Genomic DNA, 24,963 nt, shown 5'->3' on the forward strand with positions numbered 1-24,963 from the left:
GGGTGTCCCCGGGGCGGGGGGGGCCCCCCCCCCCGGGCCCCCGGGCGGGGGGGGGGCCCCCCCCGGGGGGGGCGCCCCCCCCACCGCGGCTTGTCCCGCACGGGGATTCAGGGCTTCATCCCAGGAGGGACGAGCGGGACTGCTCCTCCGGCAGAGGCCGCGTGTCGAGGTAGAACCACTCGGCGTCGGCGGTGGGCCAGGGCGACGGCTCCCCCGCCTCGGCCGACCCCTCCCCCGTGGCGGCGACCGGGCGCCTGGGCAGCGGCGCCCCGGCCGGGACTTCTCCGGCGGACGCGACGGTGCGGGAACCGGCCGGCTCGGCCTGCTTGGCCTCTCCGGGCATCAGCAGTTCCACCCGGAGCCCCAGTCCGCGCTGCTGGGCGGTGAACTCCTCGACCTGGTTGCGGCAGGCGTGGTCGAGGTGGGTCACGCCGGTCAGGTCGAGCCGGATCCGCGGCTTTCCGGACGCGGCGGCCGCCTCCAGCGCCTCGATCACCTTCGGCAGGCGCAGGAACGTGGCGTTGCCCGCCATGACGACCTTGGCCGTGTCCTCCTCCAGGTGCTGGCGGATCACGGTCTGCGACATGCGCAGCGCGGCCAGCACGATGCCCGCGGCGACGCCGAACAGCACGCCCTCCAGCAGCGCGGTGGCCACGATGACCAGCGTGGTCAGCGTCATCACCGCGAACTCGCCCCGGTCCTGCCGCCACATCTTCGGGAACTCGGCGGGCGCGAACAGCTTCCAGCCGCTGTGCACGAGGACACCGGCGAGCACGGAGATCGGGATCAGCGCGAGCACCTGCGGCAGCAGCAGCGCGAAGGCGAGCAGCCAGAGGCCGTGCAGTGTGCGGGAGAGCCGGGTCTTGGCCCCGGCCTGGACGTTCGCCGAACTGCGGGCCACGACCGCGGTGATCGGGAGTGCGCCGAGGACGCCCGCGACGGTGTTGCCGACGCCCTGGGCGACCAGCTCGGTGTTGTAGCGGGTGCGCGGGCCGCTGTGCATCCGGTCCACGGCGGCGGCCGTGAACAGGCTCTCGGCGGACGCGATGACCGTGAAGGTGAGGATGGCGGTGATGATCGCCCCGTCGGTGAGCGCGCCGAACTGCTCCGCGCCCGGCAGGCTCACGGACGCGAGCAGGTTGCCCACCTGGAGCGTCTTCACGTCCACGCCGGGCAGTGCGGCGACGAGCATGCCGATGCCGACGGCGACCAGCGCGGCCGGGATCTTCCCCGCCGGGCCGGGCACCTTCTTCCACACGAAGCTGAGCACGATCGTGACGATGCCGAGCAGGGTGGCGATCATCGCCTGCGGGTTCGTCAGGATGCCGGCCAGCAGCCCGGGGATCCCGGCCATGTTCTCGAGCGCGGTGCCGGGGGCCTTGGCGTCGGCCATCGGATAGGCCTGGCTGAACATCAGCGGCACGCCGATGCCGGCCAGCATGCCCTGGACTACGGCGACCGAGGTGGCCTGGAACATCCGGCCGAGTTTCACCAGGCCCAGGACGATCTGCAGCAGGCCGGCGAAGAGCACGATCACGCCGAGCATGGCCACGCCGACATCGGCGACGGTGTCCGCCACGAGCGCGGCGAGCCCGGCGGCGGGTCCGCTGACCTGGAGCGTACTGCCCTTGACCGCGCCGACGACCAGGCCGCCGATCACCCCGGAGATGATCCCGAGTTCGGCCGGGACGCCCGAGGCGACGGCCACACCGATGCACAGCGGCAGCGCGACGAGGAAGACGACGAGCGAGGCGGTGATGTCGGTGACGAGATCCTGCCTGCCCCCGGCCTTGCCGCCCCTCCCCTGCGCGCCCCCCGTCACCTTGCGGAGGAGCCCGCCCAGCACACCTTCACCGCCGGGCCCCGCCGTGCCTCCGGCAGAGCCACCTCCCGCCTGACCTCCGCCAGAGCCACCTCCTGCCCGACCTCCACCGGGACCGCCCTCTGCCAGGCCTACGGCAGGGCCGCTCCCTGCCCGAGCTCCGGCAGGTCCCCCCACCGCCGGGCCTCCCCCGAAGCCACCCCCCGGACGGTCTCCGGGCCCCCAGTCCGCGAGGACGTCCGCAGACCCGGCCGGCCCCCAACTCCCCGTGCCCTCCCCGGGGCTCCCCGGCCCCCAGCCCTCAGCACCCCCCATCGAATCGCCCGCCCCCCAGTCAGCGACGCGACCCGCGGCTCCCTCCGACCGCCAACCCCCCGTGTCCTCCACCCGACCAGTCGCCGCCCAGTCCGCAGCACCCCCTGCCGGACCAGTCGCCGCCCAGTCCGCAGCACCCCCTGCCGGACCACTCGCCGCCCAGTTCGCAGCACCCCCTGCCGGACCACTCGCCGCCCAGTTCGCAGCACCCCCTGCCGGACCACTCGCCGCCCAGTCCGAGACGCCCCCCTCGGCCCCAGCCGCTCCCGGGTCCGCCGTACCTCCCCCCGGGCCGGCCCCCCGGCCACCTTGTGCGGCGGCACCCCGTGCGGCACCCCGTCCCCGCGCGTGCGCCCCGCTCACGCGGCATGCACCTGGAACGTGCCGTCGTCGCCGCGTTCGTACACGAACCCCGTGTCGACCTCGTAGTACCAGCCGTGCAGCCGCAGCCGGCCCGAGTCGAGACGCTGTCGCACCACCGGGTAACTCCGCAGTGCGGCCAGCTGGTTGACGACGTTGCCCTGGGAGACCTCCGGCAGTGACGGGTCGTCCGGCGCGGTCTCCAGTACGGAGGTCAGCTCCGGGCGGGCGATGCGGAGCCAGGCGTCGACGCCGGGCAGTGCGGAGAGGTCGTCGCCGGACTTCAGCGCGCCCATCGCACCGCAGTGTGAGTGACCGCACACCACGATGTCCTGAACCCCGAGCACCTCCAGTGCGTACTCGATGGTGGCCGCCTCGCCGGAGGCCCCGGGCCGTCCGTAGGGCGGCACGATATTTCCCGCGTTGCGCAGCTCGAATATCTCACCGGGCCGCGCGCCGGTGATCAGCGCGGGTATGACCCGCGAATCCGAACAGGTGATGAACAGCACCTCCGGATATTGCCCTTCAGCCAGTTTCCGGTATTCGCCGCTGTCGAAATCGATGCGCGTCCTGAACGTGCGCGCCCGGTCGAGCAGTGCTTTCAACTCCGCCTCCTGAGCTGGGATTTCTTCCGCTGCACCCCACCGTAGACGGCCGACCTACAGAGGAAGGTTAAGCGAACTCCAGAGCCCGGCCAGGAATTGAACATTCTTTGTCCCGCATATACAGACGAACGGTCATCTTGTAGCGTGTGAACTCCCGGGCGGAGAATGCGAATTCACGCTGCCCGGATTCATGCCGGCTCACGGAGAGACAGGACGTATGGGCATACGAGTGCTGCTCATCGAGGACGACGAGACGATCGCCGAGCCGCTCGCCGAGGGGCTCGGCCACTTCGGGCTGACGGTCGATCATGTCGCCACGGGCACGGACGGGCTCAGAGGCCCGTACAACGACGTCGTCCTGCTCGACCTGGGACTGCCCGACATGGACGGCATCGACGTCTGCCGGGGCATCCGGCAGGTCTCGGACGTCCCCATCGTCATCCTCAGCGCACGCGGCGAGGAGGCCGACCGCGTTCTGGGCCTGGAACTGGGCGCCGACGACTACCTGGCGAAACCTTTCAGCGTACGAGAGCTGGTGGCCCGGGTCCGGGCGGTGACCCGGCGCACGCAACGCACCCACCAGGCGTTCCCCGAGGCACCGGGCACACCAGGCGCCCCGGGCTCCCCGGCCACCCCCGAAGCACAGCACCAGCCACAGCCGTCGTACGACCCCGTCCCCGCACCGCCACCCCCGTACGAACCGGCCCCCGCCCTCTCCTACGAGCCTCCCGCGGCGGCCTCGTACGACCCCGCCCCCGATCCCCCGCACGACCCGGGCCCGCTCGTGGTGGACCGCCGTACCCGCCAGGTCTGGGTCGGCGAGGCCCCCGTCCTGCTCACCCCCAAGGAGTTCGACCTGCTGGCGCTCCTCAGCGAGGACCCCGGCGCGGTCTACTCGCGCCAGCAGATCCTGGACCGCGTCTGGGACCCGCACTACGACGGCCCGACCAAGACGCTGGACGTCCATGTGGCGGCGCTGCGCCGCAAGCTGGGTCACCCGGCGTGGATCCGGACGCTGCGGGGCGTCGGTTTCCGGCTGTCCGTGCACACCGGGCCGAACGCCGCGCGGGTGGCCTCTCCGTGACCCGCCGGCTGCTGCTCAGCTATCTCAGCCTCGCCGCGCTGGTGCTGCTCTGCCTGGAGATCCCGCTGGGCTTCGTGTACTCGCGCGGGGAGCGGGAGCGGGTGGTCAACGCGGCGAAGGACGAGGCCGAGTCGGTCTCCGCGTACGCCGCGCTGTCCCTGGCGGCTGGGCGGGCCGAGCGGGACCTGCCCGAGCGGGTGACGCACTGCGCGAAGCGCATCGGCGGGAAGGTGGTGATCGTCGACGCCTCGGGCGCGTCGCTCGCCACCTCGCACCCGAGGGACGCCGCGATGTCCGGCAATCTGGCCGCTCGGCCGGGCATCGCGGCCGCACTGCGGGGCACCTCGACGGTGGATGTGCGCACCTCGACCATCGGCGGTGTCGAGTACCTGTCGGTGGCGGCGCCGGTCGGCCAGGAGGCGCGGCCGGTGGGCGCGGTGTGGCTGACGGTGCCCACGCGCATGGTGCACGAGCGCGTCCACCACGTGTGGCTGCTGCTCGCGCTGGGCGGCTTCGCCGTGCTGACGGCGGTCGCCCTGGTCGCCTTCGCCTTCGCCCGGTGGGCCGGGCGTCCCATCCTCGAACTGGAGGACGCCGCACACGAGTTGGCCGAGCGCGGTGGCGGGTTCACCCCGGTGACGATCACGAAGGGCCCGCCGGAAGTGCGCAGTCTGGCCGCCGCGTTCAACCACACCGCGGCCCGGTTCGCCCATCTGCTCGCCTCTCAGCGGGCGTTCGCGGGTGAGGCCTCGCACCAGCTGAAGACACCGCTCGCTGCGCTGCGACTGCGGCTGGAGAACCTGGAGCCGGACGTGGCCGCCCGGGCCCGGGGCAGCCTCACCGCCGCCGTCACGGAGACGGACCGGCTCGCCCGGATGGTCGAGCACCTGCTGGCGATGGCCCGGCTGGAGGAACACGCGGCCATCCCGGCCACGGTCGACCTGGGCGCGGTCTGCGCGGAACGGCACCGCACCTGGCAGCCGCTGTTCGCGCGGGAGGACGTCTCCCTCGTGCTCTTCGCGGGAAGCGTGGGCCCGGTGCTCGCGGTGCCGGGAGCCGTCGAGCAGATCATGGACAACCTGCTCTCCAACGCGCTGCGGGCGTCCCCGGCCGGCAGCACCGTCACCATCGAGCTGCGTCTGCAGGCCCCGTCCCGCCGGGCCCTGCGGGACAGCCGCCCGCGCTGGGTCGACCTGCACGTCACCGACGAGGGCCCGGGCATGACGGAGGAGCAGCGCGCCCGCGCCTTCGACCGGTTCTGGTGCGCCCCGGGCGCCCCCAAGGGCGGCACGGGGCTCGGCCTCGCCCTGGTGCAGCGGCTCGCGCACGCCAGCGGCGGCGAGGCGACCCTGCACGCGGCGGCGACGGGCGGCCTGGACGTGGTGATCCGGCTGCCCTCCGTACGCCCGCCGGTCGAGGGGCCCGGGCCGGGCGGCGACCGGCCGAGGAGGCCGAGACGGGAGGCACCGGCGCTGCCCGCGTGAGAACGTGCGAGAACGTAACGCACGAGAACGCACGGACTGCTTCGCCGGACACCCGGGCGGCACCGCGAGGCGGGCCCGCGGGCGGCACACAGCATGCCGCCCCGCGGCCACGAGTTGTCCATGCTCCGTCAACCCTGTCCCCATAACGTCCTTTCCGCCTCCCCCAAGCACAACCCTGCCGTCGACCGTCGGCAGGGCGGTACGGCACCTCTTGGAGTGAGAGTGGAACGTCGTAGCCTCCTGCGTGCGGCCGTCATCGGCGGCACTTCGGCCGCGTTGGGCGGAACCCTGTGGCGCGGCGCCGCCCACGCGGCCCCGGCACAGCCCGGCTCCGGCCCCTACGGGGCGCTGGGTTCCCCGGACGCCAACGGCATCAGGCTCCCGAGCGGCTTCACCAGCCGCGTGATCGCCCGCTCCGGCCAGCGGGTCGGGAGCACGTCGTACACCTGGCACAACGCCCCGGACGGCGGCGCCTGTTACGCCGACGGCACGGGCTGGATCTATGTCTCCAACTCCGAGATCAACCCCTCGGGCGGCGCGAGCGCGGTGAAGTTCTCGTCGACCGGCGCGATCACGGCCGCGTACCGCGTCCTCTCCTCCACCCGCCAGAACTGCGCGGGCGGCAAGACGCCGTGGAACACCTGGCTGTCCTGCGAGGAGGTGTCCCTCGGCTATGTCTACGAGACCGACCCGTGGGGCACGAACGCGGCGACCCGGCGCGACGCGATGGGCCGCTTCAAGCACGAGGCGGCGGCCGCCGACCCGGTGCGCAAGGTGATCTACCTGACCGAGGACGAGAGCAACGGCCGCTTCTACCGCTTCGTCCCGACGACCTGGGGCAACCTGTCGTCCGGCAAGCTCCAGGTGATGGTCGCGGGCAGCGCCACGAGCGGCTCCTTCACCTGGACGGACGTCCCCGACCCGGACGGCTCCCCCACGGCCACCCGCTCCCAGGTCTCCGGCTCCAAGTCCTTCAACGGCGGCGAGGGCTGCCACTACGCGAACGACACCGTCTGGTTCACGACCAAGGGCGACAACCGCGTCTGGCAGCTCAACCTGCTGAACAACACGTACGAACTGGCCTACGACGACTCCCTCGTCAACGGCACGGCCCCCCTCACCGGCGTCGACAACATCACCGGCGGTTCCTCCGGTGACCTCTTCGTCGCCGAGGACGGCGGCAACATGGAGATCTGCGTCATCACCCCGGACGACGTCGTCGCCTCGTTCCTGCGCGTAGACGGCCAGTCGGGCTCCGAGATCACGGGCCCGGCGTTCTCCCCGGACGGCACCCGCCTCTACTTCTCCAGCCAACGCGGCACGACCGGCAGTTCCTCTGGAGGCATCACCTACGAGGTGAAGGGCCCGTTCCGCTCGTAGCCGCACGACGCGGCTTCACATAACCATCACAAGATGGTCACCTCACCCTCATCGAGGGCCTCCCGGTCCTACGGTCATCCCCTCACGTACCACCTCTGGGGGGATGACCATGACCAATCCGTACACCGGCCCGCAGAACAGCCCCTACCCCGCGCCGCCGCCCATGCCGGGGCCCGCGCGCCCGGCGCCCCGCTGGGCCCGGAAGCGCTATGTGCTCCCCGCCCTCGGCCTGGCCCTCTTCCTCGGCATCGGCATGGGCGCGAGCGGAGGAGAGTCCACGACCGACGCGAAGCCCGCGTCCGCGAAACCGCAGCCGACCGTCACGGTGACCGCGACGACCACCGCCACCGCGACGCCGCTCGCGAAGAAGCCGGAGCCCGCCCCCACCGTCACCGCCACGAAGACGGTCCGGGCCACCACCACGGTCACCGCCCGGCCGGCGGCCGGCGGCGGCTCCGGTGGCGGTGACTCGGGGAGCGACTCGGGCGGCGAGGCCGTCTACTACGCCAACTGCACCGCCGTCCGCGCCGCCGGCGCCGCCCCGATCCACCGCGGCGAACCGGGGTACGCCTCCCACCTGGACCGTGACAACGACGGGGTCGCCTGCGACACGTGAGCCGGGCGGGCCGGTGACCATCGGTGCGTCCGGCCGTTCCTCCGGTTGGGCAGCTCGTACGGGCTGCCCGGCCGACGGAAGGAACCTCACCGTGGACACGACCGTGCCCGCCCCCGACGCCCAGCCCGTGCTGCCGCGCGCCGAGTGGGTCAAGACGCTGCCGCAGACCATCGTCGCCTCGTGCGTTCTGCTCCTCGACGCCGAGGACCGGATCCTGCTGCTGCGCTACGCCGGCTGCCAGCCCGCCGCCGGGCTCTGGGGACTGCCGGGCGGGATGCTCGACCACGGTGAGGACCCCCTCGGTGCCGCGCGCCGGGAGCTGTACGAGGAGACCGGCATCGTCCTCGACCGGGATCCCCGGCTCATCGGCTACGACCACCGGGCCGACGTGAACGGCACGGGCCCGGTGATCGACTTCTACTTCCACGGCGGCCGTCTCCCCGCCGAGCTGTCCGTCAGGCGCAGCGCCGAGCACGACGACGACGGCCTGTTCGCCCTCAGCGACCTGGAATCCACCCCGCTGACGAACCTGTTGCCGACGCTGACCACGCTGCACACGGCCGCGCTGACCGGCACCGTCGTCTGCCTGCGGGAAGGCCTGCCCCAGTGACCGCGCCACGCCGCCTGGCGGCAGCCGTCCTGGCTTCCCTCGCGTTGTCCCTGGCCCTGAACACGCCCTCGTCCCCGGCCACGACACCCCTCACACCGGAGCGGCTGCGACAGGAAGCGGCGAGGGCCCTGGAAACCACCCGGGCGGTCAGCCTCCACATCCGCGTCCGGGACCGACGGCACACCGTCGAGGCAAGCGCCGGGGAAGCCGTCCTCGGTACCGGCCGCCCCGTGCCGGACGGCGCGCACTTCCGGGCCGCCAGCGTCACCAAGTCCTTCGTGGCCGCGACCGTGCTGCACCTGGCCGCCGAGCGACGGCTGTCCCTGGACGACACGGTGGAGCACTGGCTGCCCGGCCTCGTCCAGGGACACGGCAACGACGGCGGCCGCATCACCGTCGGACACCTCCTCCAGCACACCAGCGGCCTGCACGACTACGACAGCACCGGGCTGACCGGCAGGACGGCCCCCGACTTCGAGCGCCACCGCTTCGACCACATCGACCCCGAGCACCTCGTCGCCGCCGCCCTCCGGCACGCCCCGGACTTTCCCCCTGCCGCCCCCGGCGACCCCGAGCCCCGCTGGAGCTACTCCAACACCGGCTACCACCTCCTGGGCGCCGTCATCGAGAAGGTCACGGGACGCCCCTGGGCCGAGGAGGTGGAGGCCCGGATCGTCCGCCGGCTGGGGCTGCGCGGCACCCGCGTCCCGGGAGACGACCCGTACCCGCCGAAGCCGTACGCCCGCACCTACCACCGGTTCGCCGGGTCCGGCGGCTACACCGACACCACCGTCCGGAACATGGCGTGGGCCGGTGCCGCCGGTGCGCTGGTCTCCACGTCCCGCGACCTGGACCGGTTCTTCACGGCCCTGCTCACCGGCGAACTGCTGCCGCCCCGGGAGCTCGCCGCGATGCGCACCACCGTCCCCAGCAACGAGGAACACCAGCGGTTCACGCCCGGGATGCGCTACGGCCTCGGCCTGATGCGACAGCCGCTGCCGTGCGGCGGCGGCCGCTGGGGCCACCACGGCGACCTCGAAGGCACCTTCGTCAGAACGGGCGTCACCGCCGACGGCGGGCGGTCCGTGGTCGTCACGGTCCAGGGCAGGACCACCGACAACGCCCACCTCCTCACCACCGAGAAGACCCTCCAGGGGATCGTCGACCGGCTGCTGTGCCGGCGGTGACCGGCGCTCAGGCCGTCGGCAGCAGGTCGACGGCCCGCACCCGCTTCAGATGGATCAGGAGGTCGAAGCAGCGGCCCAGCGCGATGTCGAACTCGTTGCGCTCTTCCGGGTAGGCGGTGCCGACACTGCGCGTGGGCCGGGCCGTGCCCAGCCAGTGGCGGGCCGGGGCCGGTACGGTCCGCGGGTCCAGGACGTAGCGGTCGTGGCGCACCCGGTCCAGCGTGTGCTCGTTGCCGCCGGGCCGGGCGGGGCCGACCGTGTGGGTGAGCATCCGCGTCTCCTCCGGGTCGGTGGCCTTGAACGCGCCACGGCCGAAGGTGAGCCCGATGCTCACATAGCCGCCGCCGAGCCGGTCGCGCAGGAACGCCCCCTGCGTCCTGGGCAGGACCTTCGGGTCCTCGGGTTCGTAGCCGATGTGGTTGTTGTGGCCCGCCAGCAGGATCCGGTGCCCGGTGTGCTCATGCCACCAGACGACGTTGTCCGCCATGACGCCGTCCCGCCACCGCATGGCCTCGGCGACCTGCCGCGGGTCCTCGAAGTCGAAGCCGTAGCCGGTCGCCGTCTGGTGGATGACCGTGGCGTGCCGCAGCACCTCGGCGAACGCGCCCACTTCCCCGCCGGGCACCGGCGACTCGAGCAGCTTCAGGGCGCGTCCGGTCCGGGAGGCCATCTCCCGCCGTTCGGAGAGCGGCCGGGCGAGATAGGCCTTCTGGTACACGCCGGAGGGGACCGTCGGCCGCAGCCCCCGGTACAACTCCTCGAAGCGCGGCACCAGGTCGGGACGGACCCGGGCCACGTACTCCGTCACCCGGTCGTACAGCTCCGGCCCGGTGTAGCCCCAGTCGTCGCCCATGAACCGGACCGGGTCCCCGGGGTGCTCGCGGTTGTACGCCCGCATCCACTCCACCAGTGCCAGGTTCTCGGCGGTGTTGTTCAGCGCGTAGGTGTACTGGAAGTCCTCCCGCATGATGCGGCGCGGGTCGCCCTTGCCGTGCACGACGTAGTCGTCGAGGCGCGCTCCGGTGCTCCATGCCGTCTCCAGCGCGAAGGTGCGAAAGCCCCGGCTCTCCACCAGGTACCGGAAGACCCGGTCCTTGACCGTGAGGAACTCGTGCGAGCCGTGCGTCGCCTCGCCCATCCCCACCACGACCGCGCCCCCGACCGCTCGGCCTACCGGGCGGAGGTCGCCGACGTCCCCGCCGGGTTCGGCGGTACGCAGGGGGCTCGCGGCCCGCTCCAGAACGGAGACGACCGGGTCTCCCTCGGTGGCGGCGGCAGTGGCGGCCGGGGGGAGGAGAAACAACGCGAGAACGAGGAAGGTCCACGGACGCGGGCACGACATACCCACATACGTGCCCTGCCGGCATCAGCCGTGCCGGGGCGGACCCGGACGTTCACCTGAACGGGTGAGGCGGACCCACGTGCGCACGTCGCGTGTTCGTCAGTCCGCGGCCCGCACCTCGATGTCGAGGATCTCCGCAAGGCGAGACGCCCCCTCCAGGGCGCGCTCCTTGTGCGCGGACACGACCCGCGCGCGCTCGGCCGGCGGCAGGTGCCTGTCGGCCTCGGCGAGGAGGTCCACATACTCGCCGAGCACCTGCACGGCGAGATTGGCGAGCTGTCCGGCTCTGCGGTGCACGGGGTCGCCAGGGTTCAGGTCGGCTTCGAAAATCTCCAGTGCCTCGTCCAGGTGCGAACGCCGGCCTGCGCTCAGGGTGCCCGGGGCTGGCTTCTCGTCCATGCCCCGAGTGTCCCCGAAGGCCGCACGAGGGAAGCATCGAGGAAAGCGGGAGCGGCACCTCCGCACAAAGGTGCCGCTCCCGCTCTTCTCCGTGAGCCGGAGCCGCCGCGATCGGTGAGGGTCGGGGACCGCCGACGGCTCCGGGTCCTGGGTGGCCCTGAGGCGGGCCGCGGGTCTAGCGGTGGTCGCTGCCCTGGGACCGGACCGCCGCCCGGCCGGCCTCCAGACGGGCCACCGGGATGCGGAACGGGGAGCAGGAGACGTAGTCGAGTCCGACCTCGTGGAAGAAGTGGACCGACTCCGGGTCGCCGCCGTGCTCGCCGCAGACGCCGAGCTTGAGGTCGGGGCGGGTCTCACGGCCGGCCTTGGCGGCGAGCTTCACGAGGGAGCCCACGCCGTCACGGTCGATCGTCTCGAACGGGGAGACACCGAAGATGCCCTTCTCCAGGTACGCCGTGAAGAACGAGGCCTCCACGTCGTCCCGGCTGAAGCCCCACACCGTCTGGGTCAGGTCGTTCGTGCCGAAGGAGAAGAACTGGGCCGCCTCGGCGATCTGACCGGCGGTCAGGGCGGCGCGCGGCAGCTCGATCATCGTGCCGATGGACAGCTTGAGCTGCGCGCCCGAGGCCGCCTCCACCTCGGCGATGACCTTGTCGGCCTCCTCGCGCACGATCTCCAGCTCCTGCACCGTGCCGACGAGCGGGATCATGATCTCGGCGCGCGGGTCGCCCTTGGCGGCCTTGCGCTCGGCCGCGGCCTCGGCGATCGCCCGGACCTGCATGGTGAACAGGCCGGGGATGACCAGGCCGAGACGTACGCCGCGCAGGCCGAGCATGGGGTTCTGCTCGTGCAGGCGGTGGACCGCCTGGAGCAGGCGCAGTTCGTTCTCGTGCGGCTCCTGGCGGGACTCGGCGAGGGCCACCCGGACGGACAGCTCGGTGATGTCCGGGAGGAACTCGTGCAGCGGCGGGTCCAGGAGGCGGATGGTGACCGGGAGGCCGTCCATCGACTCGAAGAGCTGGACGAAGTCCTGCTTCTGGAGCGGGAGCAGCTCCTTGAGGGACTCCTCGCGCTCGTTCTGGGTGTCGGCCAGGATCAGCCGCTCCACCAGCTCACGCCGGTCACCGAGGAACATGTGCTCGGTGCGGCACAGGCCGATGCCCTGGGCGCCGAAGCGGCGGGCCCGCAGCGCGTCCTCGGCGTTGTCCGCGTTGGCGCGTACGCGCAGCCGGCGCTTGCGGTCGGCGAAGGCCATCATCCGGTGGACGGCCTCGACGAGCTCGTCGGCGTCGTCGGCACCCGGGTGCATCCGGCCCTCGAAGTACTCCACGACCGGCGACGGCACGACCGGCACCTCACCGAGGTAGACCTTGCCGGAGGAGCCGTCGATGGAGACGACGTCGCCCTCCTCGACGACATGTCCGCCCGGGACGGTCATCCGGCGGCGCTTGGTGTCGACCTCCAGCTCCTCGGCACCGCAGACACAGGTCTTGCCCATGCCGCGCGCGACGACGGCCGCGTGGGAGGTCTTGCCGCCGCGCGAGGTCAGGATGCCCTCGGCGGCGATCATGCCGTCCAGGTCGTCGGGGTTGGTCTCGCGGCGGATCAGGATGACCTTCTCGCCCGAACGCGACCACTTCACGGCGGTGTACGAGTCGAAGACGGCCTTGCCGACCGCCGCGCCCGGCGAGGCGGCGATGCCCCGGCCGACCTGCGAGACCTTCGCGTCCTCGTCGAAGCGCGGGAACATCAGCTGCGCGAGCTGGGCGCCGTTGACACGGGTGAGCGCCTCGGCCTCGTCGATCAGGCCCTGGTCCACCAGCTGGGTCGCGATCCGGAAGGCCGCGCCCGCGGTGCGCTTGCCGACGCGGGTCTGGAGCATCCACAGCACACCGCGCTCGATGGTGAACTCGATGTCGCAGAGATCCTTGTAGTGGTTCTCCAGCGTCTCCATGATCTGCATCAGCTGGTCGTACGACTTCTTGTCGATCCGCTCCAGATCGGCGAGCGGCACGGTGTTGCGGATGCCGGCGACCACGTCCTCGCCCTGCGCGTTCTGCAGGTAGTCGCCGTAGACGCCCTGGTGGCCGGAGGCGGGGTCGCGGGTGAAGGCGACGCCGGTGCCGGAGTCGGGGCCGAGGTTGCCGAAGACCATGGAGCAGACGTTGACGGCCGTGCCCAGGTCGTGCGGGATGCGCTCCTGGCGGCGGTAGAGCTTGGCCCGGTCGGTGTTCCAGGAGTCGAAGACCGCGTGGATGGCGAGGTCCATCTGCTCGCGCGGGCTCTGCGGGAAGTCCCGGCCGGCCTCGGCCTTGACGATCTTCTTGAACTTGGTGACGAGCTTCTTGAGGTCGGCCGCCTCCAGCTCGGTGTCGACCGCGACCTTCTTGGCCGCCTTCGCCGCCTCCAGCGCGTCCTCGAAGAGCTCCCCGTCGACGCCGAGGACCGTCTTGCCGAACATCTGGATGAGGCGGCGGTAGGAGTCCCAGGCGAAGCGGTCGTCGCCGGCCTGCTTGGCGAGGCCCTGCACCGACTTGTCGGAGAGGCCGATGTTGAGGACGGTGTCCATCATGCCGGGCATGGAGAACTTGGCACCCGAGCGCACCGACACCAGCAGCGGGTCGTCCGCCTGGCCGAGCTTCTTGCCCATGCGGGCCTCGAGGGCGTCGAGGTGTGCACTCACCTCGTCACGCAGTGCCGCCGGCTCCTCGCCGCTGTCGAGGTAGACCTTGCAGGCCTCGGTGGTGATCGTGAAGCCGGGCGGGACCGGAAGGCCCAGGTTGGTCATCTCGGCGAGGTTCGCGCCCTTGCCACCGAGGAGGTCCTTGAGGTCCTTGTTGCCCTCGGTGAAGTCGTAAACGAACTTCACGCCCTCAACGCTCGCGGCCTGCTCGGCTACCGGGAGATCTTTGTTTTCCGACACGGGTCTCGACTCCTCGAGGACGCGGTGGCTGCCCTGACGGCGAGGAACATACCCAGATCGAAGGCGTCTGGGTACGTCCATGCGCGCGTCATGCGCCTGTAACCACTCGTCCGCCAGCGGATCGAAAGTCAAGGCTTGGCAAGCAATCACAGCCGCATGTGTTCACTTCTTGAACGCATGAACCTCCATTGAGCCCACTGAGTGCTCACCTGAGCGGCGATCGGCACGCTTGAGTTCGATCGATGAACGATCAAAGCGTGGCACTCAGTGCCACCCCTTGGAGAAGTGCAGTCGCTCAAGATCCGCTCATCTGAGCGCAACGCTTATCAGAGGTGGCGAGAATCACGCTGCCACAGCCAGCCGGATTTCACCATGCGGACGGGTGGCGGGGGCGAAATGTCCCGGTCATACCCCGAGCGCCCGCAGCCGTTCCTCGACCCGCTCGGGGGCGTACAGATGCTCGACGACCATCGCACCCGCTCCCACCAGCCCCGCACGCTCGCCCAGCCGGGAGGTCACCACGTCCAGATGGGCCGTGGAGCGGGGCAGCGCCCGCTGGTAGAGCAGTTCGCGCACACCTGTCAGGAAGGGAGTTCCGGCCAGATCCCCGGCGATCATCAGCACGCCTGGATTCAGCAGGGTCACCACGGTCGCCAGCACGTCCCCGACCCGGCGCCCCGCCTCCCGGGCGAGACCGACCGCCTCAGGGTGTCCCGACGCCAGCAGGTCCCGCACATCCGAGCCGGAGGCCGCCGGCACCCCGGCCTCCGCCAGCCGCCGCGCCACGGCCCCGCCGCTCGCGACGGCGGCCAGACAGCCGTACGAACCGCACCGGCACAGCGCCTGGGCGCCCTCCGGCACCCGGATGTGCCCGATGTCCCCGGCGCCTCCGTCGATGCCCCGGAAGACCGAGCCGTCCACCACGACCCCGGCGCCGATGCCGGTGGAAACCTTGACCAGCACGAAGGCCGAGCAGTCGGGGTAGCCGGTGCGCTGTTCGCCGTACGCCATGAGGTTGGCGTCGTTGTCCACCAGCACGGGCACGGCGGCGGCTCCCGTGTGCTCGGTGAGCGCCCGGGCCAGCCGGCCCCGTATGCCGTAGCCGTCCCAGCCGGGCATGATCGGCGGCTGGACGACACGGCCGGTCTCGGTGTCGACCGGGCCGGGCACCGCGAGCCCGACCCCGCACACCGACTCGGCCGGGCGGCCCGCCTTCTCCAGCAGCTCGGCGAACCAGCGGCCGAGTTCGCCGAGCACGATGTCCGGCCCGTCCTCGACGACCAGGGTGCCGGAGTGCTCGGCGAGGATCTCGCCGCTCAGCGACAGCACGGCCGCCCGCGCGTGCCGGGTGTCGAGGTCGGCGGCCAGGACGACGGCGTGCTCGTCGTCGAACTCCAGGGTGATGGAGGGACGTCCGCCCAGCGGGGAGTCCACCGGTCCCCCGGCACCCTCGCGCAGCCAGCCCGCGCGGAACAGCCGGTCGAGCCGCTGCCCGACGGTGGCCCGGGACAGTCCGGTCGCCTGCTGGAGCGCGCCCCGGGTCACCGCGCGGCGACTGCGCACCAGTTCGAGCAGTTCGCCGGCGCTGGCCTGGCCGGCACCTCGTCCCGTTCTCCGCCCCGTCCCCTGTCCCGTCCGCTGTCCTGTTCTCCCGGGCTGTCCGGTCATGCACACCCCCTTGTGTTTCCCAACCTTGCCTTACATAGTGGGTTTTGCGTGTTAAATAGACGTAACCCCACGGTAGCCGCAGCCGAACCGGCCGGCCGGACGTCTTTTCGGAGAGCCCCGAGTGGACCGCACCGCCCAACGCGCCCCCCGCCCTGCGGGACGCACCGTTGCATACGATCCGTCCAGCACCGCCTCACCCCTGCACATCAGGGCCGCCACCGTGCTGGAGGCGGGCTGGACGGGGACGTCCACCGTGCCCTCGCGCAGCCTGTATCCGCACCAGTGGTCGTGGGACTCGGCGTTCATCGCGATCGGCCTGCGGCACGTCTCGCCGTTACGCGCCCAGACGGAACTGGACACGCTGCTGGCGGCCCAGTGGGCGGACGGGCGGATCCCGCACATCGTCTTCAACCCCTCCGTCCCCCTCGACGCGTACTTCCCGAGCCCCGACTTCTGGCGCTCCTCCACCGCGGGACGCACCGCGGGCGCCCCGCGCACCGTACAGACCTCCGGGATCGTGCAACCACCGGTCCACGCGCTGGCCGCGTGGCTGGTCCACCTCGCCGACCCGGGTCTGTCGCGGGCGCGCGGCTTCCTCGCCCGGGTGTATCCCCGCCTCGCGGCCTGGCACCGGTATCTGCTGCACCGGCGCGACCTGGGCGGGGGCGGTCTGGTGTCCGTCGTGCACCCCTGGGAGCAGGGTATGGACAACAGCCCCTGCTGGGACCGTCCGCTCTCCCGGGTCACCCCGGCCCCGGCCCGCTCCTTCCGCCGCGCCGACCTCGACCACGGCTCCCCCGAGGGCCGTCCGACGGACCTGGACTACGGGCGGTACGTGCGGCTCGCGAGCGACTACCGGGACCGCGGATACGCCGACGGTGCCGGGGAGTTCGCCGTGGAGGACCCGGCGTTCAACGCGCTGCTCATCGCCTCCGAGTACGCCCTGGCCCGGATCGCCCACGAACTGGGCGCGGCGGGCTCGGCCCGGCGGGACCGTGCCGAGCGGCTCACCGCCGCCCTGGTGGAGCGGCTGTGGGAGCCCGCCGCCGGGATGTTCATGTGCCGGGACGTGCGCGCCGGGGAGCTGATCCCCGAGCGCGGTGTCTCCGGGCTGATCCCGCTGCTGCTGCCGTCCCTGCCCCGGGACCTCGCCGTCACCCTGGTCCGCACGATGTGCGGCCCGCACTTCGGCCTCGGCGGCACCACCCGCCTGGTGCCCAGCTACGACCTGCTCGGCGAGGCCTTCGACCCGCACCGCTACTGGCGCGGCCCGGCCTGGTTCAACACCAACTGGCTGCTGGAGGGCGGTCTACGGCTGCACGGCGAGCGCGGCCGGGCCGACGCCCTGCGCAAGGGCATCCTGCACACCGCCGGCGCCTCCGATTTCGCGGAGTACGTCGACCCGTACACGGCACAGGCCTGCGGCGCCACCGGCTTCGGCTGGACCGCCGCGCTCACGCTCGACCTGCTGCACGACCGGCCCGCAGGGGACAGAAACGGCGTCACGGCGATCAAGGGAGGGGACCGGGGATGACGGACCGGCATCATCTGCTCGTGCACGGCGGGACGTTCGCCGCCGTGGGGGACCGCGGCGACATCAGCGGCTACCGGGGCGGCAGCGCCCCGGACGGAATGTTCGTACGGGACGCACGGCATCTCAGCCGGTGGCAGCTCACCGTGGACGGTGCCGTGCCCGACACGCTCACGCCGGTGGCCGACGGGGACACCGCGCGCTGCGTCCTCGTGCCGCGCGGCGGCCGCGACGAGCCGCCCGCCTGCACGCTCTTCCGTGAACAGGCCGTCGGCGACTCCTCGTTCGTCGAGACCCTGCGCATCACCAGCAACCGCCCGGCGCCGACGACGGTCCGCCTCGCGGTCACCGCCGACGCCGACTTCACCGACCAGTTCGAGCTGCGCTCCGACCACCGCACCTACACGAAGGCCGGTGCGGTCCGCTCCCGCCAGGTCCTCGGCCACGGCGTGGAGTTCACCTACCGGCGCGGCGAGTGGCGCTCGTGCACGACCGTGACGGCCGAGCCCCAGCCGGACGCCGTGGAGGAGACCGGCACCGGCGCCCGCCGCCTGGTGTGGACCCTGGAGCTCGCACCGCACGGCACGGCCGAGCTGGTCCTGCGCGTCATGGCCCGCCCGCACGGCGAGAAGCGGGCCCTGCGCGTACCCCGCTCCCCGGCCGCCGTGAGGGAACAACTGCTCGCCCGGGAGGGCAAGTTCGTGGAGGGCCTGGCCTTCCCGGCCGGCTGGCCGGAGCTGGCCGCCGCCTGCTCCCGGGGTCTCACCGACCTCGCCGCGCTCCAGGTCCCGGCGCGGGGCCCGGACGGCGAGGAACTGCGTGTGCCGGCCGCCGGCGCCCCTTGGTTCCTGACCCTGCTGGGCCGGGACGCCCTGCTCACCTCGCTGTTCGCGCTGCCCTACCGGCCCCGGCTGGCCGCCGCCACCCTGCCCGCGCTCGCCGCGACCCAGGCCACGGACACCGGCACGAGCGAGGTCGCCCAGCCCGGGAAGATCGTCCACGAGGTGCGGCACGGCGAACTGGCCCACTTCGGCCAGGTCCCCTACGGCCGCTACTACGGCTCGGTCGACGCCACGCCGCTGTTCCTCGTCCTGCTCGGCGCCTACGCGGAGCAGACCGGCGACACCGCCCTGGCCCGCCGCCTCGAACCCCACGCCCGCGCCGCGGTCGGCTGGATGCTGGACCACGGCGGCCTGACCTCGCGCGGCTACCTCGTCTACCGCGCAGACCAGGGCGGCCTCGCCAACCAGAACTGGAAGGACTCCCCCGGCGCCATCTGCTCCGCCGAGGGGACCCGCCCCCACGGGCCGGTGACGGCCGCGGGCGCCCAGGGCTACGCCTATGACGCGCTGCGCCGCACGGCGTGGCTCGCGCGCACGGTGTGGCAGGACGGGACGTACGCGGACCTGCTGGAGCAGGCGGCCGGTGACCTGCGCGACCGTTTCCAGCGGGACTTCTGGATGGCGGAGCACTCCTTCCCGGCGCTCGCGCTGGACGGCCGGGGCGACCAGGTCGACGCCCTCGCCTCCGACGCCGGGCATCTGCTGTGGTCGGGCCTGCTCGACAAGGAGTACGGCGAACAGGTCGGCCGGCGCCTCCTCGAACCGGACTTCTTCTCCGGCTGGGGCGTGCGCACCCTGGCCGCCGGCCAGCCGGCCTTCCATCCGCTCTCCTACCACCGCGGTTCGGTCTGGCCGCACGACAACGCGCTGATCGCGCTGGGCCTGGCCCGCTACGGACTGCACGACGAGGCCCGCGCGATCGCCCGCGGCCTGGTCGACGCGGCGACCGCGACCGGCAACCGCCTCCCCGAGGTCCTCGCGGGCTACAGCCGCGACACCCACCCGGAGCCGGTGCCGTACCCGCACGCCTGCGTACGCGAATCCCGCTCGGCCTCGGCCCCGTTGGCACTGCTCACGGCGGTCGGGGGCGTCTGAGCGGCGGTTGGCGGGACGGCCGGCCGGACGGTTGGCCGGGCGTTTGCCGGGTGTTTGCCGAGCGCTGGCCCGGCGGGCTGAACGCACCTGGTGGGCGCCCCGTACGGAACTGAGGCGGACCCGTACCCCCACGCGGGTCCGCCACCTCGCCGGGTTTCGTACGGGAAGGACCTCCGGGTGCCTGTCTTCACACGCCTCCGCCAGTCGTCGCAGCCGGGTGTCCCGGGGGCCGAGTCCGAGACGGAGCACGGGGAGAAGGAGGGGGCCGTCACCGAGGCGGTGGAGAGTCCCACCCGCGGATCCCGCCTCACCCGCCTACGCACCTGGCGCACCCGCCACCCCCGCGCCGCCCGCGCCCTCCGCTGGACGACCACCACCCTCGCCGCCGCCCTGGTCCTCGGCGCCCTGCTGCTGCCCAACACCCTCCCCGCCGTGGGGCCGAAGAGCTTCACGCGCATACCGGCCGAGGCGGTCGTCGGGGCCGTCGTGATGCTGTGGCTGCCGCGCAGGCCCCGGCTGGCCGCGGCGACGCTGTACGGGCTCGGCCTGACCGCGCTGACCGCCGTGAACCTGCTCGACATGGGGTTCAACGAGTACCTGGGCCGCGGCTTCAACGCCGCGCTGGACTGGGACCTGCTGCCCGACGCCCAGGCGTACGTCGGGGACACGCTGGGCGGGGGTGTCGCGACCGCCGCCGCCGTAGGGGCGATCGTGCTGGTCCTTCTCCTGGCGGCCGCCATGGTCGCGGCGACGATCCGGCTCAGCGACCTGCTCGTCCGCCACCGGCCCCGGGCGGCCCGGGGCGCGCTGATCGCCGGCGTCGTCTGGGTCACCTGCTCCGCGTTGGGCCTGACGCTCTTCGGCGGGCCGATCGCCTCCGAGCGCGGCGCCGGGGCCCTGCGGGTCCACGCCCAGCGGACGGTGGAGTCCCTGCGCGACGAGGCGGCCTTCGCGAAGCACGCCCAGGCGGACACCTTCGGCAACACCCCGCCCGAGCAGCTGCTGCCCGACCTGCGCGGCAAGGACGTCATCTTCACGTTCATCGAGAGCTACGGCCGCAGCGCCGTCGAGGACCCGATCATGGCGCCCGGCGTCGACCGGACGCTCGACACCAGCACCAAGGCGCTGACGAAGGCCGGCTTCGCCGCCCGCAGCGGCTGGCTGACCTCGGCGACCTTCGGCGGCAGCAGCTGGCTCGGCCACTCCACGACCATGTCCGGCCTGTGGATCGACAACCAGCGCCGCTACCGCACGGTGACCGCGGGCGACCATCTCACCCTCACCAAGGCGTTCCAGAAGACCGGCGCCTGGGACACGGTCGGCGTGATGCCCGGCGTGCAGAAGGGCTGGCCGGAGGAGAAGTGGTACGGCCTCGACAAGCTCTACGACTCCCGGGACCTGGGCTACCGGGGCCCGAAGTTCAGCTGGTCGACCATGCCCGACCAGTACGCGCTGGAGGCGTTCCAGCGCCAGGTGCACGGCGAGAAGCGCGACAAGCCGCTGATGTCGTTCGTCATCCTGACCTCCAGTCACCAGCCCTGGGCGCCCCTGCCGAAGATGGTCGACTGGGACGAACTCGGCGACGGCTCACGCTTCGACGCCGTCCAGAAGGCCGGCAAGAAGGCGTCGGACGTCCTCACCGACACCACCCAGTCCCGGCAGGAGTACGGCAAGTCCATCCAGTACTCGGTCACCAGCCTCACCCAGTGGCTGGAGCGCTACGGCACCGACGACACCGTCCTGGTCTTCCTCGGCGACCACCAGCCCATGGCCCGGGTCAGCGGCATCCGCGCCAGCCGGGACGTGCCGGTCTCGATCGTCGCGAAGGACCCGAAGGTCCTCGACAAGGTCGCGGACTGGAACTGGACGGAGGGCCTCAAGCCCGACCGCGACGCCCCGGTGTGGAAGATGAGCTCCTTCCGCGACCGCTTCCTCAAGGCGTACGGCTCCACACCGCACCGCTCAGAAGGCTGATCAGCCGCCGGTCAGCCCGCCGATCAGCCGCCGGAGGTGTCGAGTTCGGCGTCCTCGCCGACCCCGGCGCAGTCGTAGGGATCCTTCAGCCAGCCGTCCGGCAGCACCACACGGTTGTTGCCGGACGTGCGGCCCCGGGGCCCGTCGGCGCCGGCGGGCCAGGGCTGGTCGAGGTCCAGCTCGTCCAGCCCGGAGCGCAGTTCCTCCAGCGAGGAGGTGATCGCGAGGCGCTTGCGCATCTCGGAGCCGACCGCGAAGCCCTTCAGGTACCAGGCGACGTGCTTGCGGAAGTCGATGACCCCGCGCGCCTCGTCCCCGATCCACTCGCCGAGCAGGGTGGCGTGCCGGACCATGACGTCGGCGACCTCGCGCAGCGCCGGGCGGGCGATGTCCTGGGTGCGCCCCTCGAAGGCGGCCACCAGGTCGGCGAACAGCCACGGCCGCCCGAGGCACCCGCGTCCCACGACCACGCCGTCGACGCCGGTCTCGCGCACCATCCGCAGCGCGTCCTCGGCCGACCAGATGTCGCCGTTGCCGAGCACCGGGATCTCCGGCACGTGCTCCTTCAGCCGGGCGATGGCGTCCCAGTCGGCGGTGCCGCCGTAGTGCTGGGCGGCGGTGCGGCCGTGCAGCGCGATGGAGGTGACGCCCTCCTCGACGGCGATCCGGCCGGCGTCCAGGAAGGTGATGTGGTCGTCGTCGATGCCCTTGCGCATCTTCATCGTCACGGGCAGATCGCCGGCGCCGCTGACGGCCTCGCGCAGGATGGCCCGCAGCAGGTTCCGCTTGTACGGCAGCGCGGAGCCGCCGCCCTTCCTTGTGACCTTCGGCACGGGACAGCCGAAGTTGAGGTCGATGTGGTCGGCGAGGTCCTCCTCCGCGATCATGCGGACGGCCTTGCCGACGGTCGCCGGGTCCACGCCGTAGAGCTGGATCGACCGGGGCCGCTCCGTCTCGTCGAAGTGAATGAGCTGCATCGTCTTCTCGTTGCGTTCGACCAGCGCCCGGGTGGTGATCATCTCGCTGACGAACAGGCCCTTTCCTCCGCTGAACTCCCTGCACAGGGTGCGGAAGGGCGCGTTGGTGATCCCGGCCATGGGGGCCAGGACGACAGGGGGCTGGACGGTGTGCGGGCCGATCTGGAGGGGCGTGGACATGCATCCATTGTGCCGTGCAATGAGACGGTAAAATTCATTAGTTAGCCACACTATTGAAATCGGCGTACGATGGCACGCATGCCCGAGCTCAGCCCCCGCCGCCGCATGCTGGTGCTCGCGATCTGCTGTATGAGCCTGCTGATCGTGAGCCTCGACAACACGGTCCTGAACGTGGCCCTGCCCTCCATGCAGCAGGACCTGCACGCGAGCACGTCCGGCCTGCAGTGGACGATCGACGCCTACACCCTGGTCCTGGCCTCGCTGCTGATGCTCGCGGGCTCCACGGCCGACCGGATCGGCCGCAAGCGGGTCTTCATGGCGGGCCTGGTGGTCTTCACCATCGGCTCGGTCCTCTGCTCCCTCGCACCGAACCTGGAGGCGCTGGTCGCCTTCCGGATGGTGCAGGCGGTGGGCGGCTCGATGCTGAACCCGGTCGCCATGTCGATCATCACCAACACCTTCACCGACCCGCGCGAACGGGCCCGGGCGATCGGCGCCTGGGGCGCGGTCGTCGGCATATCGATGGCCGCCGGCCCGCTGGTCGGCGGCCTCCTCGTCGAGTCGGTCGGCTGGCGCTCGATCTTCTGGATCAATCTGCCGGTGGGCCTCGCCGCCCTCCTCCTCACCCTCCGCTTCGTCCCCGAGTCCCGCGCCGCCAAGGCCCGCCGCCCCGACCCGGTCGGCCAGCTCCTGGTGATCGCCCTCTTCGGCGCCCTGACCTACGCGATCATCGAGGCGCCGACCACGCCGTTCAGCTCGACGGCCCCGCTGGCCGCGGTCGCCCTGGCCGCCCTGCTCGGCCTGCTCTGGTACGAGCCCCGCCGCACCGAACCCCTGATCGATCTGCGGTTCTTCCGCTCGGCGCCGTTCAGCGGGGCCACGGCCATCGCGGTCAGCGCGTTCGCCGCGCTCGGCGGCTTTCTCTTCCTGTCCACGCTGTACCTCCAGAACGTCCGCGGCCTGACCGCCCTGGAGGCGGGCCTGTGGATGCTCCCCATGGCGGCCCCGACGTTCCTCTGCGCCCCGCTCTCCGGCCGCCTGGTCGGCTCCCGCGGCCCACGCCTCCCCCTCCTCATCGCCGGCTTCGCGATGACCGCGAGCGGCATCCTCTTCGCCGCCTTCGAGGCCGAGACCTCCGACGTCACCCTCTTCGCCGGCTACGTGCTCTTCGGCATCGGCTTCGGCTTCGTCAACGCGCCGATCACCAACACGGCGGTGTCCGGCATGCCACGCGCCCAGGCGGGCGTCGCCGCGGCGGTCGCCTCGACGAGCCGCCAGCTCGGACAGACCCTCGGGGTCGCGGTGGTGGGCGCGGTACTCGCCTCCGGCGTGGGCTCGTCGTCATACCGGGAGACGTTCGTGTCGGCGGCGCGACCGGGGTGGTGGATCCTCGCGGTGTGCGGCTTCGCCGTGCTGGTGCTGGGGGCGGTGACGAGTGGGCGGTGGGCCCGCCGTACCGCCGACCGGACGGCGGAGCGGCTGAAGTCGGCGGAGGTACGGGACGTGATGGCGACCGCGGAGCGTGCCAGGTAGCCGTGCTTCGCTGCCTCGCGGCAACACGGCGTGGCGGCCGTGCCGCCTCGGCCCCGCTCTAGCCGTGCCGGCCCTCGGCGATCGTCTGGAGCCTCTCCAGTCGCTTCCGGGACTCCTCGTCCGCCGGTACGTATGTCACGATCCGCGGCCCCGCCCCCGGTGTCAGCCACAGGTCCGTGTGATCGACGGCGATGCGGCCGACGTGGCGGTTGAGGAACTCCTTGCGTTTGTTGCGGTGGGACACGACCTCGTGGCGGTCCCAGGCCGTGCGGAACTCCGGGGACTCCGTGCGCAGGCGCTTGAGCAGCATCTTCCAGGCGGGCTCGGTGAGATGGCCGGCCATCGCCGCGCGGAAACGGGCCGCCATCAGGCGCTGGGTCTCCTCCAGATGCACGATCGACGACTGCCACTCGACGTGCGTGTAGGACAGGACCATGCAGTTGCGGTTCTCGGGCGGCACCGTGTCCAGGTCGCACAGCAGCAGCCCGTACGTGCGGTTGTAGGCGAGGATGTCGTACCGGCTGTTCTGCAGGCACGCCGGGAACGGCTCGACCTGCTCCAGCACCGCCCGCATCGCCGGCGTGACCGACGGGCATGTGGTCGCGGGCGTCGGGTCGGCCGCGCCCGCGAGCTGGAAGAGGTGGGCGCGCTCGCCGGGGTCGAGCAGCAGCGCGCGGGCGAGCGCGTCGAGGACCTGGACGGAGACCTGGATGTCACGGGCCTGCTCCAGCCACGTGTACCAGGTGACGCCCACGGCCGAGAGCTGGGCGACCTCCTCACGGCGCAGACCCGGCGTACGGCGCCGGCGGCCCCGGGGCAGGCCGACCTGCTCGGGGGCGATCCGCTCCCGGCGGCTGCGCAGGAACGCCGCCAGCTCGTGCCGCCGGACATTCCCGTCGCGGGGCGCCGCGGGCCCGCGCAGCGCCGTCTCCTCGGCCATGGTCGTCATACCCTCCAGCCTGCCGCCGCCCGGACCCTGTTTCCAGGTGGTGCGGCTACCAGGATAAAGACACTCTGGTACCAGCCTGGGTGCGGC

18 protein-coding genes are annotated in these 24,963 nt (G+C 72.3%); 10 read left to right on the forward strand and 8 right to left on the reverse strand.

All coding sequences use genetic code 11. The annotated features are described in order from the left end of the window. Positions 1 to 115: 115 nt before the first annotated feature. On the reverse strand, positions 116 to 1,846 hold the full coding sequence (locus ACIBK5_RS28115; protein ID WP_399023672.1) for a SulP family inorganic anion transporter: 1,731 nt from the start codon (positions 1,844 to 1,846) through the stop codon (positions 116 to 118). A gap of 650 nt (positions 1,847 to 2,496) precedes the next feature. Next, entirely contained in the window at positions 2,497 to 3,102 is a 606-nt protein-coding gene (locus ACIBK5_RS28120) for a carbonic anhydrase (protein ID WP_328338405.1), read from the reverse strand. A gap of 217 nt (positions 3,103 to 3,319) precedes the next feature. On the opposite strand from ACIBK5_RS28120, the gene ACIBK5_RS28125 reads away from it, so the two are divergent. From ACIBK5_RS28125 to ACIBK5_RS28150, 6 genes are all read left to right on the forward strand, one after another. After that, entirely contained in the window at positions 3,320 to 4,186 is an 867-nt protein-coding gene (locus ACIBK5_RS28125; RefSeq protein ID WP_399023674.1) for a response regulator transcription factor, read from the forward strand. After that, the gene (locus ACIBK5_RS28130; RefSeq protein WP_399023676.1) at positions 4,183 to 5,670 is read left to right on the forward strand and encodes a sensor histidine kinase; all 1,488 of its coding nucleotides are present in this window, start codon (positions 4,183 to 4,185) and stop codon (positions 5,668 to 5,670) included. The genes ACIBK5_RS28125 and ACIBK5_RS28130 overlap by 4 nt, the downstream gene beginning before the upstream one ends. A 222-nt stretch (positions 5,671 to 5,892) precedes the next feature. Further along, positions 5,893 to 7,050, forward strand: coding sequence for an alkaline phosphatase PhoX (locus ACIBK5_RS28135; RefSeq protein WP_399023678.1), 1,158 nt, complete (start codon positions 5,893 to 5,895; stop codon positions 7,048 to 7,050). A 109-nt stretch (positions 7,051 to 7,159) separates the two neighbouring features. Continuing rightward, positions 7,160 to 7,666 (forward strand): excalibur calcium-binding domain-containing protein, encoded by a 507-nt coding sequence (locus ACIBK5_RS28140; RefSeq protein ID WP_399023680.1) that lies wholly within the window; start codon positions 7,160 to 7,162, stop codon positions 7,664 to 7,666. A 91-nt stretch (positions 7,667 to 7,757) separates the two neighbouring features. Next, a complete protein-coding gene (locus ACIBK5_RS28145; protein ID WP_399023682.1) occupies positions 7,758 to 8,276 on the forward strand; it encodes an NUDIX hydrolase in 519 nt (172 codons plus the stop codon). Continuing rightward, the gene (locus ACIBK5_RS28150) at positions 8,273 to 9,463 is read left to right on the forward strand and encodes a serine hydrolase domain-containing protein (protein ID WP_399023684.1); all 1,191 of its coding nucleotides are present in this window, start codon (positions 8,273 to 8,275) and stop codon (positions 9,461 to 9,463) included. The genes ACIBK5_RS28145 and ACIBK5_RS28150 overlap by 4 nt, the downstream gene beginning before the upstream one ends. Before the next feature lie 7 nt (positions 9,464 to 9,470). On the opposite strand, the gene ACIBK5_RS28155 is transcribed toward ACIBK5_RS28150, so the two are convergent. The 4 genes from ACIBK5_RS28155 to ACIBK5_RS28170 form a co-directional block, all read right to left on the reverse strand. Beyond that, a complete protein-coding gene (locus tag ACIBK5_RS28155) occupies positions 9,471 to 10,805 on the reverse strand; it encodes an erythromycin esterase family protein (RefSeq protein ID WP_399023686.1) in 1,335 nt (444 codons plus the stop codon). A gap of 99 nt (positions 10,806 to 10,904) precedes the next feature. Beyond that, positions 10,905 to 11,204, reverse strand: coding sequence for a hypothetical protein (locus tag ACIBK5_RS28160; RefSeq protein WP_399023688.1), 300 nt, complete (start codon positions 11,202 to 11,204; stop codon positions 10,905 to 10,907). Positions 11,205 to 11,379: 175 nt separating this feature from the next. Further along, on the reverse strand, positions 11,380 to 14,127 hold the full coding sequence (ppdK, locus tag ACIBK5_RS28165; protein WP_399023690.1) for a pyruvate, phosphate dikinase: 2,748 nt from the start codon (positions 14,125 to 14,127) through the stop codon (positions 11,380 to 11,382). 405 nt (positions 14,128 to 14,532) lie between these two features. After that, positions 14,533 to 15,795 carry an ROK family protein gene (locus ACIBK5_RS28170; RefSeq protein ID WP_399023692.1) on the reverse strand — a complete coding sequence of 421 codons (1,263 nt, stop codon included), beginning with the start codon at positions 15,793 to 15,795 and terminating at the stop codon, positions 14,533 to 14,535. 121 nt (positions 15,796 to 15,916) lie between these two features. Between ACIBK5_RS28170 and ACIBK5_RS28175 the strand changes: the two genes are divergently transcribed. From ACIBK5_RS28175 to ACIBK5_RS28185, 3 genes are all read left to right on the forward strand, one after another. Then, the gene (locus ACIBK5_RS28175; protein ID WP_399023694.1) at positions 15,917 to 17,329 is read left to right on the forward strand and encodes an MGH1-like glycoside hydrolase domain-containing protein; all 1,413 of its coding nucleotides are present in this window, start codon (positions 15,917 to 15,919) and stop codon (positions 17,327 to 17,329) included. Further along, positions 17,326 to 19,263 carry a glycogen debranching N-terminal domain-containing protein gene (locus ACIBK5_RS28180; RefSeq protein WP_399023696.1) on the forward strand — a complete coding sequence of 646 codons (1,938 nt, stop codon included), beginning with the start codon at positions 17,326 to 17,328 and terminating at the stop codon, positions 19,261 to 19,263. Before ACIBK5_RS28175 ends, ACIBK5_RS28180 begins: the two co-directional genes overlap by 4 nt. A 177-nt stretch (positions 19,264 to 19,440) precedes the next feature. Further along, a complete protein-coding gene (locus ACIBK5_RS28185; protein WP_399023698.1) occupies positions 19,441 to 21,237 on the forward strand; it encodes a sulfatase-like hydrolase/transferase in 1,797 nt (598 codons plus the stop codon). 23 nt (positions 21,238 to 21,260) lie between these two features. Here ACIBK5_RS28185 and dusB read toward each other — a convergent pair whose 3' ends face one another. Continuing rightward, the gene (gene dusB / locus ACIBK5_RS28190; protein WP_399023699.1) at positions 21,261 to 22,394 is read right to left on the reverse strand and encodes a tRNA dihydrouridine synthase DusB; all 1,134 of its coding nucleotides are present in this window, start codon (positions 22,392 to 22,394) and stop codon (positions 21,261 to 21,263) included. Between the two features lie 78 nt (positions 22,395 to 22,472). Between dusB and ACIBK5_RS28195 the strand changes: the two genes are divergently transcribed. Beyond that, positions 22,473 to 23,927 (forward strand): MFS transporter, encoded by a 1,455-nt coding sequence (locus ACIBK5_RS28195; RefSeq protein WP_399023701.1) that lies wholly within the window; start codon positions 22,473 to 22,475, stop codon positions 23,925 to 23,927. Between the two features lie 58 nt (positions 23,928 to 23,985). Here ACIBK5_RS28195 and ACIBK5_RS28200 read toward each other — a convergent pair whose 3' ends face one another. Next, positions 23,986 to 24,876: a helix-turn-helix domain-containing protein gene (locus ACIBK5_RS28200; protein WP_399023703.1), complete on the reverse strand. Its 891-nt coding sequence runs from the start codon at positions 24,874 to 24,876 to the stop codon at positions 23,986 to 23,988. Positions 24,877 to 24,963 lie beyond the last annotated feature (87 nt).

It is taken from the genome of Streptomyces sp. NPDC050546 (assembly GCF_044457425.1).
Lineage (GTDB): Bacteria > Actinomycetota > Actinomycetes > Streptomycetales > Streptomycetaceae > Streptomyces.